This window comes from Pseudoflavonifractor phocaeensis (assembly GCF_016901955.1).
Lineage (GTDB): Bacteria > Bacillota > Clostridia > Oscillospirales > Oscillospiraceae > Flavonifractor > Flavonifractor phocaeensis_A.
The window spans coordinates 91709-104507 of the sequence record NZ_JACJLC010000001.1; the positions used below are offsets into that span (position 1 = coordinate 91709).

Annotated in this window: 9 protein-coding genes; all 9 read right to left on the minus strand. The window is 58.5% G+C overall.

Going from position 1 to position 12799, the window contains the following annotated elements; genetic code table 11:
* Window positions 1-40: 40 nt before the first annotated feature.
* The 9 genes from xdhC to H6B51_RS18275 all read right to left on the minus strand — a co-directional run bounded on the left by xdhC (window position 41) and on the right by H6B51_RS18275 (window position 12768).
* The gene (gene xdhC, locus H6B51_RS00440; protein ID WP_204881801.1) at window positions 41-553 is read right to left on the minus strand and encodes a xanthine dehydrogenase subunit XdhC; all 513 of its coding nucleotides are present in this window, start codon (window positions 551-553) and stop codon (window positions 41-43) included.
* The gene (gene xdhB, locus H6B51_RS00445; RefSeq protein ID WP_204881802.1) at window positions 546-1433 is read right to left on the minus strand and encodes a xanthine dehydrogenase subunit XdhB; all 888 of its coding nucleotides are present in this window, start codon (window positions 1431-1433) and stop codon (window positions 546-548) included. The genes xdhC and xdhB overlap by 8 nt, the downstream gene beginning before the upstream one ends.
* A gap of 16 nt (window positions 1434-1449) precedes the next feature.
* On the minus strand, window positions 1450-3735 hold the full coding sequence (gene xdhA / locus H6B51_RS00450; protein ID WP_204881803.1) for a xanthine dehydrogenase subunit XdhA: 2286 nt from the start codon (window positions 3733-3735) through the stop codon (window positions 1450-1452).
* A 13-nt stretch (window positions 3736-3748) separates the two neighbouring features.
* Window positions 3749-4450, minus strand: a complete 702-nt coding sequence (locus H6B51_RS00455; RefSeq protein WP_204881804.1) for a Crp/Fnr family transcriptional regulator — start codon at window positions 4448-4450, stop codon at window positions 3749-3751.
* A 151-nt stretch (window positions 4451-4601) separates the two neighbouring features.
* Complete coding sequence (locus tag H6B51_RS00460) at window positions 4602-5558, minus strand: L-lactate dehydrogenase (protein ID WP_204881805.1); 957 nt, start codon at window positions 5556-5558, stop codon at window positions 4602-4604.
* Window positions 5559-5714: 156 nt separating this feature from the next.
* Entirely contained in the window at window positions 5715-7652 is a 1938-nt protein-coding gene (locus tag H6B51_RS00465) for a beta-galactosidase (protein WP_204881806.1), read from the minus strand.
* A 200-nt stretch (window positions 7653-7852) separates the two neighbouring features.
* The gene (locus H6B51_RS00470) at window positions 7853-9811 is read right to left on the minus strand and encodes an oxidoreductase (RefSeq protein ID WP_204881807.1); all 1959 of its coding nucleotides are present in this window, start codon (window positions 9809-9811) and stop codon (window positions 7853-7855) included.
* A gap of 160 nt (window positions 9812-9971) precedes the next feature.
* Window positions 9972-10970: a LacI family DNA-binding transcriptional regulator gene (locus tag H6B51_RS00475; RefSeq protein ID WP_204881808.1), complete on the minus strand. Its 999-nt coding sequence runs from the start codon at window positions 10968-10970 to the stop codon at window positions 9972-9974.
* A 574-nt stretch (window positions 10971-11544) separates the two neighbouring features.
* The gene (locus H6B51_RS18275) at window positions 11545-12768 is read right to left on the minus strand and encodes an MmgE/PrpD family protein (protein WP_204881841.1); all 1224 of its coding nucleotides are present in this window, start codon (window positions 12766-12768) and stop codon (window positions 11545-11547) included.
* Between the last annotated feature and the right edge of the window lie 31 nt (window positions 12769-12799).

Genomic DNA, 12799 nt, shown 5'->3' on the forward strand with positions numbered 1-12799 from the left:
AAAATGCCCGCCGCGGTTGTCCGCGGCGGGCATTTTATGTTTAGGTCAGGATTTGGTCAGCCTCAGCGTGTTTGCCAAGACGGCGGAGCATAGTCTTTTTCACCGCCCGGAAGATGTTCTCATAGCCAGTGCACCGGCATAGATGGCCCGACATGAGTTTGCGGATCTCATCGTCGGTATACTCCCGGCCGGACTCCAGGATCTCGGCGGCGCTCATGATAAAGCCGGGGGTGCAGAAGCCGCACTGGACCGCCGCCTCGTCGATGAAGGCCTGCTGGATGTCCGAGATCTCGCCATTGGGACCGGCCAGTCCCTCCAGGGTAAGGATCTCCTTGCCGTCGGCCCAGATGGCCAGATAGATACAGGAGTTGAAACACTCCCCGTTGATGAGTACGTTGCAGGCACCGCACTCCCCCACCTCGCAGCCCTTCTTTACGCTGGTGAGGCGGTAGTCGTCCCGCAGCATATCGGTGAGGGAGGCCCGCACGTCGATCATCTTTTCCACCTGCTTGCCGTTGATGGTGCAGCGCACCAGCTTGTACTGCTTACTCATGGACCGCACCTCCTGCCAGTTGGATGGATTGGGTCAGGGCCCGCTGGGCCATGGTCACGGCGATGTGCTGGCGGAAATCTTTGGCGGCCCGCCAGCTGTCCCGGGGGTGGATATCCTCCAGCACGGCTTTGGCCACTTCTTCTACCGCTTGGATGGAGGTGGGTTTGCCCTTGGCCAAGGCCTCGGCGGTGGGGGCCCGCATGGGTACCGGTCCTGCCACACCGTAGGCAATGCGCACGTCCTCCATGGTACCCTTGTCTGCCGACAGCTTCACATTCACAGAGCAACCGGTGGTGGCAATATCCATAGCCTCTCGCATAGCGTATTTGATGTAGTGGCCCTGGTAGCCCTCATAGGCCGCCCTGGGGATGAGGATGCCGGTCTGGAGCTCCCCGGGACGCAGGTCCACCTGGCCGGCTTTGATGTAGAAGTCCTGGATGGGGAGCTGCCGCACACCCCCCGGGCCGGTGAGCTCGATGATGGCGTCCCAGGCGAAGAGGGTAGAGGCCGAGTCGGCGGAGGTGACGCCGTTGCAGGTGTTGCCGCCAATGGTGCCGATGTTGCGGATCTGGGGGCCGCCCACCTGGTCCACCGCCTGGCCCAGCACGTTGATGTGGGTCTGGATGATGGGGTCTCTGGTGATGTGGGAGAAGCTGGTGAGGGAGCCGATGCGGATGGTACCGTCGGCCTCGAAGGACACCCCTCTCAGCTCATCCAGGCCGTAGATGCTCACCAGCTCCACGCCGGCCTGCTTGCCCTCCCGGATCTGCACCAGCACGTCGCTGCCGCCGGCAATGATCTGGGCCTGGGGGTGCTCCATCAGCAGCTGGACGGCGTGTGCTACGCTCTCCGCCTCGTAAATGGCTTTGATGTCATACATGGCCGGGAGCCTCCTTTCAAATCAAACCCGCTTGTTTGAAATAGCGGAACAGGTTGTGGGGATTCAGGGGGGCCTCCTCCACAAAGACGCCGGTAGCCTGATAGACGGCGTTGCGGATGGCGGGGGCTACCGAGCAGGTGGGGGGTTCCCCCAGGGCCTTGGTGCCGAAGGCGCTGGTGGGCTCCGGATTTTCCACAAAGAAGGCCCGCAGCCGAGGGTGGTCCATAAAGGTGGACAGCTTGTAGTCCAGTAGGTTGTCGTTTAGGGCCCTGCCGGTCTTGGGGTCGAAGAGCAGCTTCTCCGACAGGCCGAAGCCGATGCCCATGCTCATGCCGCCGTGGACCTGGGCCTCCGCCAGGGCGGGGTTGATGATGGTGCCCGCGTCGTGGACGTTCACCAGGTCCAGCAGCTTCACCTTGCACATGGGAATATCCACCTCCACCTCGGCAAAGGTACAGCCGAAGGAGTAGGCGTTGGACTTGATCTGGGCGGTGCTCTCGGCGGTGAGGTGCTGGCTGTGGGTGAGGGAGTAGAGAGCCTCGGTGGCCAGATCTCCCAAGCTCATGAGTACCCGGCTGTCGGTGGACCGGACGATCTGCCCGTCCACGATATCCAGGTTGTAGGGGGGCATCCGGGTGAGTTCCTGGGCGTAGTTCAAAATGCGCTCCTTCAGCAGGGCACCGGTCTGGCGGATGGAGAAGCCGGCGGTGTAGGTCTGCCTGGAGGCGTAAGCCCCGGTGCCGAAGGGGGTGACGTCGGTATCCTGGCAGGAGACGATGTGGATCTTGTCCATGGGCACTCCCACCACGTCGGCGGCCATCTGGGCAAAGGCGGTGTCGGCTCCCTGGCCGATCTCGGTCTCACCCACCTGGACCTGGAGGGAGCCGTCCTGGTTGAGTACCATCCGGCAGGAGGAGGTTTCCAGGGAGATGGGCCACACGGCGGTGTTGTACCAGAACACCGCCATGCCGATGCCCCGGCGCACGTCGCCGGTCTGGTTCTGGTATTCCTGATACTTGCGGGCGTAGTCGGTGACCTCCATGCCCTTGTCCATGCACTGGTTAAAGGTGTCGGCGTACAGCTCATTTTTGGAGAAGGGGTCGGTAAAGCCCACTGGCATCAGGTTCTTCCGCCGGAATGCGATGGGGTCCATGCCCAGCCGGGCGGCCACCTCCTCAGTGTGGCATTCCACCGCCCACATGGCCTGGGGAATGCCGTAGCCCCGCATGGCGCCCGCCACCGACTTGTTAGTGAACACGGTGTAGGCGTCCACCTCCACATTGTCGCAGGGGTAGAGCTGGGGAAAGGCCCCCGCCCCCTTGGCGCAGATGCTGTGGCCGTGGGAGGCGTAGGCCCCCTGGTCGGAGAAGGCCTCCAGCTTTCGGGCGGCGTAGGTGCCGTCAGGCCGTACCCAGGAGATGATATGGCTGCGGATGGCGTGGCGCACTCGGGTGGATACGAAGGTCTCCTCCCGGGGCACATCCAGCTTCACCAGGTGGCCTCCCACCTGGGTGCATAGCCAGGCGCACAGAGGCTCGTAGAGCACGTCCTGCTTATTGCCAAAGCCGCCGCCGATGTAGGGCTTGACGATCTGAATTTTGCCCCACTCCATCCCTAGGGCCTGGCCCACCACACGGCGGACGATGTGGGGGATTTGGGTGGAGGAGACGATCTTAATACGGTCGCCTGTCATCTCGGCAAAGCAGATGAAGTTTTCCAGGTGACAGTGCTGAACGGTGGGGGTGGAATACCAGCCCTCCACCTTGATGAGGCCGGGCTCTTTGATAGCCTCCTCATAATTGCCCTTGCGGATGGTGGTATGCTTGAGAATGTTGTTGGGGTAGTTGTCGTGGAGCTGGGGGGCGCCATCCTTCATGGCCTCCATTACATCCAGTACGAAGGGCAGTTCCTCATATTCCACCCGGATGGCCCGGAGGGCCTGGGCGGCGGCCACCTCGTCCTCGGCCACCACGGCGGCAATGTCGTCCCCGTAGAATCGGACCCGGTCGGTGAGCAGCAGCCGGTCGGCCACGTCCTGGTGGCTCTCATCGGTGGACCAGGGATGGCCGGCGGTGGGGAAGTAGTGCTTTTCTTTCAGATCAAAGCAGGTGAACACTCCCACCACGCCGGGAATGGCCAGGGCGGCGGAGGCGTCGATAGACTTCACCCGGCCGTGGGCGATGGTGGCGTGGACCACCCGGGCTACATAGGCACCCTTGTCGCACAGGTCGTCGGTATACCGGGTGCGCCCGATGACCTTGTCATAGGCGTCCACACGGGTGGCTCTTTTTCCTACATACATGGCGCGTTCCTCCTTAGCCGTTGATATGGTGTTCGATGTGGTCTTTCATCCGGAGGTAGCCCTCTCGGGGAAGGACGATCTTGCCACGCTGGAGCCAAATGAGCCCCAGCTCCTCCAGCTTCTGAATGCTGCGGTTAAGAGTTTTGATGGAAAAGCCGATCTCTTCCGCCAGCTGGGGTCTGGTCTGCCGCAGCTCCAGCAGGCGGGGAGGGGGCATATGCTGCTCGTATTTTCGGATCAGATGGACCATCAGCCGGTCCTTACCTTCCATAAAGAGGTATTTCCTGGCCTCGGCGGTCTGGGTGATGAGCCGGCGCATGTTTTCCTGGGCACGGAGGAACAGGGCGTCTACATCCATCCGCATCCACTCCATATAGACATCCGCCGGGATGGAGAGCACCCGGCACCGTGTGGAGGTGATGATGCTGATACGGTACTGAGTCAGTCCGGCAAAGCATTCGATCTCTCCAAAAAAGTCACCAGGACCAAAGTCCTTGAAAGGATAGGGCCGCTCGTGCATGGGCCACTCCACTCCGGTAACCTTGCCGGAGAGGATGATAAAGATATGGGTGCAGTCGGTCCCTGCCTTGATAAAGGTCTGACCGGCCTCGATCTCCAGCAGGGTCATGTAGTATTTGACTTCCTCGGTACAGTTTTGGAACAACAGCTCCAGCTCGCGGCGCTTCTGCAGCGGGAGTGCGCTGAATATATCCACAGGACCGCACCTCCTTATTCTCTATTATATCTGGAATGCCTCGCAAAAGAAAAGGCCATATGTCCTTTTTCTCTATTTTTTTCTTAGGAATCTGCTGCGCCTGGGCCGTCTATGCAAAAACGGCCGCCCGAGGGCGGCCGTTTCGCGGATCTTATAGCTCCAGGGTGGCGGCAACCTGCCGCAGGGTCTCCGCCGAGCGGCGCAGCTGTTCCTGTTCCTCCTGGTCCAGCACGATGGGCACATGGGTCTCCACCCCGTCCAGTCCCACGATGGCGGGCATGCTCAGGGCGATACCGTCGATGCCATATTCCCCGTGCATCATGGTGGACACGGGCAGGATGGATTTTTCGTTGCGTACGATGACCTCGCAGATCCGTTTTACCGACATGGCGATGCCATAGTAGGTAGCGTGTTTTTTGGAGATGATCTCATAGGCGCTGGTTTTGACCTTTTCGGCAATTTCTCTGGTGGAGGCGGCGTGGTCATAGTGTCCCCGCATCTCGCAGAAATCGTTGAGGGGGATGCCGGAGACGTTGGAGCTGCTCCACACGGCGATTTCGCTGTCCCCGTGCTCGCCGATGATAAAGGCGTGGACGCTGCGGCTGTCCACGTGGAGGTGCTGACCCAGCTGATACTTGAGCCGGGCGGTGTCCAGCACGGTGCCCGAGCCGATGACCCGGTGCTCCGGCAGGCCGCTGAGCTTTAAAGCAGCGTAGGTCAGGATGTCCACCGGGTTAGACACAATGAGGAGGATACCCTGGAAATCCCGCTTGGCAATCTCCGGGATGATCCCCTTGAAAATGGCTACGTTCTTATGGACCAGATCCAGCCGGGTCTCCTCCGGCTTCTGGTTAGCCCCGGCGGTAACGATAATCACCGCCGCGTCGGCAATGTCGTCGTAGGTGCCGGCGTAGATGTTCATGGCCCCGGCAAAGGGGATGCCGTGGGCAATGTCCTTGGCCTCGCCGTCAGCCTTTTCGAAATTCACGTCGAGGAGCACCAGCTCGGAAAACAGGTGGCTCTGCATGAGGGCAAAAGCGGTGGCGGAGCCTACAAAGCCGCAGCCGATGATGGCGGCCTTCCGGGGATTGAGGTTGGGATGCGTCATATCTGTCTCCTTTTCTCATACAAAGCGGTCCGGTGATACGGCCGCCGGGTGGTTTTGGTATGGCCTCATCATACCAAATCTTGCTTGGAAGTTCTGTTGTTTTTGCAACGGAATCTCAGTTTTCCCCGGCGTCCCCGCATTATCCCTGCTTGAGGGTCATAGAGGGAGAATTTTGACCTGAAAGGGGTCCAGCGCCTGGCCCAGGGCGTGGACGGAGACGTCATTGTGGTTGAGAAGGATGCGTACCCGGCAGTCCCCTTCGCCGCGGAGCATCGACTCCACCCCCTGAGGCAGGTCCAGCCGCTCCATATCTGCCCGAGCCATGGCCTCGGTGAGCACCTGTTCCAGGACGGTTTGGTCTGGGGCGGTGCCCAAATAGTAGGCGATTCCCTGGCCGTAGGGGTTTCGGGTGATGGCGGCGTACTGGCGGTAGAAGGGATCGTCATACCGCCACAGCACCTGAGCACCCTGGGGCACGATCATGTCCCGGAAGACGCCGGCAGAGCCGCCACCAGTTTCCCCGACAATGGGGATGCAGTCAGATTCCTGAAGACTCTCGCTCTCCTCCACGTACAGTCCCAGCAGATCTCCCAGATCCACGGGAATGGTCTTGCCGAAGACCAGGTTGTTGTCCCGATCTTTCACCGCTGTGCGGTAGGTCACCACCGCCACCCCGCCGGCGGCCACAAAGGCTTTCAGACGGGCGGCAAAATCAGGGTCAGTCACGATCATGTTGGGCGCCAGCACCAGCTTGTACCGGGAAAAGTCCCGGCTGGCGGGGATCACATCCACGCTCTGGCCCGCCTGGAAGAACACTGCGTGGAGCCGCTTCATCTCAGCCTGGCAGTTCAGCAGGATGCTCTGCCGCTGGATACGGAAGGAGGCCAGGGCGTCGTAATCGTACAGGATGGCGGCCTCACTGCGGACAGGTGTGGAAAGCGCTTCCTCATAGGGGCGGACCTCCCGGAAGAAGCTCTGCGCCTCCAAGAACCGGCGGCGTGGGATATTGTCGGCGTCCAGAAGGCCGTAGCAAAACTGCTCGGCTCCCTTGGTTGCACCCCGGTAGCGGAAGTACATCAGCCCATCGCAGCCGTGGGCCATGGCCTGCCAGCTCCACAGCTTGGCCTGATTGGGACGGGGAAGAAAGCCGGTGATGTCGTGGCCCTGGGCTCCCATAATGGCCTCGGTGATCCAGAAATTTTCACCCTTCAGGCCGCGAATGTAGTCCAGTCCAAAGGCGATCTCACTGGGAGGCAGGGGTTCCTTTTGACCACCCCACACCGGATAATTGTTGTAGGCCACGCGGTCCAGGCAGGCGGCCAGGTCGGCGTAGCTCACGTGCTTGCTCAGGCCGCCGCCGGGGAAGTCGTGGATCACCACCGCCCCGGGAATGATCTCTCGGAGCAGATCAGCCTGGAAGGCGGCGAAGGAGCGGAGGTTTTCACTGCAAAACCGCTCCCAGTCCAGCCGCAGGGCGGGATTGTGGGTGGTGATGGTGGGGGATGGGAGTGGGATATCCTCAAAGCGGTCGTACTCCTGGCTCCAGAAGACGGTGCCGTAGGTCTGGTTAAGGGCCTGAATGTCCCCGTTGAACTTTTCTTTCAGGAAGTTATGAAAGGCCGCCCGGCACCGGGGACACCAGCACTGGTCGCTGCCCTCGTGGCCCAGCTCGTTGTCAATCTGCCAGGCCGCGATGGCGGGCTCATTCTTGTAATGCTCTGCCAGATGGGTAATGATCTGGGCACAGTGCGCCCGGTAGGGGACGCTGCTGTAGCAAGAAACATGGCGGCCGCCGAAGGCACGGGGAGTACCGTCCTCAAACTGAGAGAGGATATCGGGGTGTTTACGAATGAGCCAGGCGGGAGGCGTAGCGGTGGGAGTACCCAGGATGACCTGGAGGCCCTTCTTTCTGGCCATGGCGATGACGCCGTCGAAATAGGAGAAGTCGTACTGATTCTCCACTGGCTCCATCCGACACCAGGCGAACTCACCGATGCGGATCACATTGCATCCCAACTCAAGAATACGGTCCATATCGGCCTCCAGCATATGAGAGGGCCATTGCTCGGGATAATAATCAACACCTAACAGCATGGTTTGCGCTCCGTTCTTCAGGATTCTCCCTGGGTGTGGCGGTTGGTGTGGGAGGGTGAGAAAACTATACTAGAATTTCGGGCGGATGGCAAGGATAGAACGTCCGTGCTCCAACCTTTACATAGCAAAAGGCCGACCCAGACAGGTCGGCCTTTTGCCAGATGGATGAAGAAGAGAACAATGGGCTTTGTCTGAATGGCTCAGAGCTCCACCGCAATATTGAACGCGTCATGATTTGCGGTGGTAACAGTGCCGGGCTTGACGCAGTCGCCAGCAAGATAGGTTTCGCCTGGAAGAACATCCTTGAACTGATCCAGCATCTCCTGATCCGCCTTGAAGCCGGTGGACAGAATGACGGTATCGGCCTCCAGCAGGGTGCTCCGCCAATTTTTATCCTCGATAGATACGCCCTGCGGGGTGATCTCTTTCAGACAAACGCTGCCCAGCATATTGCATCGGTAATCCTCCAGCTTAAAGGCGAGGCCCCGGGGATAATTGGGGGTAATGCTGTCAAAGGGCAGCATATCGATCATGGTGACCTGGTGGCCGTCCATCAGCAGCTGGAGAGCTGTTTCAGCGCCTGAGGTGCCGCCGCCGACCACCACTACCTTATTGCCTACCTGGACCGCACCGGTATCCACATCACCCACCCAGACCACGTGGGGCAGATCAACGCCGGGAACCTTGGGCATGATGGGCTTGGCGCCTACCGCCGGGATCAGGGCATCCGGATTTTCCGCTTTTACCAACTCGGGGGTGGCTTCGGTGTTGAGCTTTATGGTCAGGCCAGGGGTGTTCATGGCCTTTTCAACCTGCCAATTGAAGTACTTGCGTAGGTCGAATTTAATGCTCAGCCCGGTGGCGTAACGGAGCGTGCCTCCCAGTTGGGCGGATTTTTCAAACAACACGACCTCATGCCCACGCTGGGCGGCTACGATGCCGGCCTCCATACCGGCGGGACCGCCGCCCACGATGACCACTTTCTTTTTGGAACGGGCGGCGGGGATGGGATCGTAAAAGAGTTCCCGGCCGATGACCGGATTCACGGTGCAGCGGATGGTAAACATATCCCGGCAGCGGTTGTTGCAGAACTGACAGCGGATACATGGAGTGGTGCGTTCGGTATGGCCCAGCTGAGCGTTTTTCACCATATAGGGATCGGCGATCAGAGAGCGGCCGATGGCCACGACGTCCGCCTTGCCGCTGGCGATGATATCCTCGGCGTCCTCCATGGTTTTAATGGAGCCCACGGTGACCACCGGAATATGCAGGACCTTTTTGAAGTCCTCGGCAAAGTGGACCAGGTAATTGTGGGGCCAGTACTGGGGTTGAATGGTCTCTGCCGCCGCTCTCCAGTCCTGGTGCATCCCTGCGGAGATGTGGATGAGGTCGATCTTATCCTGGATCATCTGGGCGAATTCCAGGGACTCTTCCTCGGCGAGACCGCCCTTGACCAGCTCGTCGGCGCAGTGGCGGTATTCAATGATGAAATCGGGGCCCACGGCTTTGCGCACCGCGTCCAGAAGATCGATGGCGTACCGGGCCCGGTTTTCCAAACTGCCGCCGTACCGGTCGGTGCGGTGGTTGGTAAAGGGGGAGAGGAACTGGCCGATCAGGTGGCCCTGAGCGCCGTGGATCATGACCATTTCCAGTCCAGCCCGCTTGCACCGCAGTACGGCGCTGACGAAATCCTCAATGGTCTGGTCGATCATGTCCTGATCCATGGTGCGGATGTGGGTGAACTTTCCGCCGTTCTTTTTGACTGCCAGGACCTCCATCTCTCCGTGAATGGGACTGGGGGCCCAGGTATCCCGATTGAGCAGAGAGTGCCGCCCGGTGTGATTGAGCTCCAGAGAGAGCTTGGCGCCATAGCGGGTGACCTCCTCGTTCAGGTCGGCCAGTCCCTTGATGACGTGATCGTTGCCCAGATCCAACTCAAACAGATGGCCCTTAGCCTCGCGGTAGTTGACCGGGGATTCTCCCAGCGTAATGATGCCGGCGCCGCCTCGGGCGATATGGCGGTAATAAGCGATCATCTCGTTGGTAACCATGCCGTCCATTGTGCCCAGGGTATTGCACGAAGGGGCGAATTCAATGCGGTTTTTAAAGGTGACCTTTCCTACCTTCAGGGGGGACAGAACATGCTCATAGTTTCCCATTTTCATACTGCTCCTTTCATGATTCCAACTATGGCGCAAAGGGGGGAAACGCAAGTGGAACAGAAATGAAGGCTGAATATGGGAATGGGGTATGGGGAAGTTTCAATAGAGGCGGCGCGTCATGGGCGGGACGGGCCGCCGGTATGACCTGACTGGGGGATCAGGTGCTTTCTCTGACAATCAGCTCCGGGGTGACCTTAATCAGGTGGGAAGGAGTGGAGCCATTTTCCAGCTGCTTGACCGTGCTGATCATGGCCTCCACCGTGGAGGTGAGATTGGCGTTTGTGGTGGTCAGCGTGGGGGTGCAGCACTGAGAGGAAATGCTGTTGTTGAAGCCGATGACCGCGATATCCTCCGGAATGCGATAGCCTTTCCGCTGGAAGTATTTCATACCACCAATGGCGGTGATATCGCCCCCGAAAATGACGGCGGAAAAGGGCCTGCCGGTATTCAGGAGCATCTCCGCGGCCTGCTGACCACCGTCCAGGCCGCGGGGAGATTCGACGATCAGCTGCTCATCCAGCATGGCGCTGTCCCGGAGCAGGAGGTTGTTTTTGAACGCCCTCAGTTTGTTCTGGCCGCTGAAGGAGGAGGCGTCCTTTACATAGGCGATGTGCTGATGTCCCTTACGCATCAAATGATCAATGCACAGCTTAATGGCATATTCCTCATCGTTAATCACGGAATAGACGTTATCCGCCACAATCACGCAGTTGCTGATGATGTAGTTGACGTTGGTGTGCGCTGATAAGGCGGAAGTTTCCTGGAAAACATCTCGAAATACGGATCCTACGCAGAAAATAATAGTACAGCCCAGGCTGATCAGCATTTCGATGTGTTTCAGCTTGCTGGCTACGCTGGGGCCGGTGCTGCAAAAAACCGGGGCGTAGCCGATTTCAGGAAGGAAATGAGAAAGCCGGTCGATCTCTCTGGCGTAATGGGGAGAAAGGATATCCGTGGTGACGATACCTACAAGGGAGGGCTTTGTCCCCCGATTGGCGACGGAGGAGGGCAGCTCATAATTCAACTCCTTGATTACGCTGAGTACTCTATTTCGGGTCTCTGAGGAGACCCGGTTTTTATTGTTGATCACACGAGAGACAGTGGCAGCAGATACGCCGGCTGCATCGGCGATGTCATAGATGGTCTTTGATTTCATAGGCGCTCTCTCCCAAACAAAATAATTCAAAATTCACAGAAAACCATCTCCGCTCTCAGCGGAGCTTGGCGCTGATGCATAAGTTCCGTGATGCGTAAGGGAATGATTGACAGAGAAAGCGTGGGCTGTATGGTTGACCCTATTATAACATGCTTGTGGAATGGATGCAAGCAAAACGAAAGTTGATTGCAATATTTCAAATAAGTTTCACAGGAAGTCGGAGTGCATAATAAAGTTTCATAAAATTTAATTCGTCAAAATAAACATATAAACAATATTAAGTTTGTCATAAACTGATAAACTTGTATTTCTACTTGAAAAAATAGCGCCACGGTATATACTTTGACTAACAAAGTGGGGAAATAAGTGGTAAATAACAAGTGCAATAAAATGAAATAAAAAGACTGAAGAGTAAGTGGTAACACAAAAAGTAACTTTTTGGAAAGGAGGAGAAAGCGGTGTGGGTGGTGAATGGTACCTATGTGATCCTGCCGGGGCAGCGGGAACACTTTACCAGTGCTGCCGCGGAGCACAGGATCGTGGAACAGATCCGAAGCGAACAAGGCAACGTAAGCTAGGCGACCTCGCCCACATAAGTAGAGCCGTCCTCCATGGTGACGGTGACCTTGGCGGGATACCGGTCGGGATAGACTGCCTCAAACTCCGGATTGATCTCCCAGGTTACCAGATCGCAAAGATGGTTGATCCGCTCGTCTTTGATGGCCTCCTCCGTAAAGCTTTCGGGAATTACCCGCCCTTTCACCAGTCCGCAGGCGATTTCGTAGAACAGGGAGAACTGCGCGTTGACGGTGTTCTGAGGATGACGCTTCATATCTACTGGCTGACACAGCTTGGTGTCGGTGAAACGGTTGCACTCGGCGTGGATTGCCTTGACCTTTGTCCAGTCGAATCCAGGCTGGTTGTGGATATCGATGGCACAGTCGCAGAAATTATTGGTAAAGCGGCAGCAGGAGTGGAGTTTGATGGAGTTGTCGGCCATTTCCCACTTCTTGCCGAAATTCTCAACCAGCTTGCTGCCGTCCTGGATGCCGTCGGGGAGGACGGGGTCGTAGCCGACAGAGCCGCCCTTGTAGGAGAAGCAGTTGAGCCAGCCGTCCTTGTCCTCGTAAACGGCTGCGGGAGCGAAATAGCCCGCCTTGCCCATCTCGGCTGCCAGTACACCGTTCATGGCGGACTGACCGGCATGGAACCGCTTGGTCCAGGAGCCGTTGGAGTTAAAGGCGCCCAGACCGCCGGCGGCAGAGCCGGCCACGCCCAAGACGTCCACTGTCTGCTGGACATCCAGCCCCATGACCTTTGCTGCGCCTGCCGCCGCGCCCATAACGCCGCAGGTGCCGGTCAAATGCCAGCCGGCGTAATAGGAGGTGCCAAGGAAGGCCTCGCCGGAGCGGATGGTCACGTCGGAGCCGATGATGTACGCCAGGAGGACCTCGGCCCCGGATTTACCGTACTTTTCGGCCAGTGCCAGAACCGCAGGCAGTACAGCGACGGAAGCGTGCTGGGTACCTTCCCGGTGGTCGTCGTCATAGTCCTGGCTGTGGCCGGTGGTGCCGTTGATCAGGGCGGCCATCATGGTGTTGGTCTTTTCGCCGGTGCCGAAAATAGTGCAGTCGCCGTCGGGGGCGATGTGCTTTACCGCTTCACGAATGACCTTGGCGTTGATGATCTGACTGCCGGAGAGAATGCAGCCCAGACAGTCCAGCATGAAGACCTTTGCGTTGTCAAGGGTGCGCTGATCGATGTCGGAAAGGCTCAGCTTGGTGCTGATCTCCGCGATCTGCTGGGAGTAGGTTTTGTTTTCCGTTGCG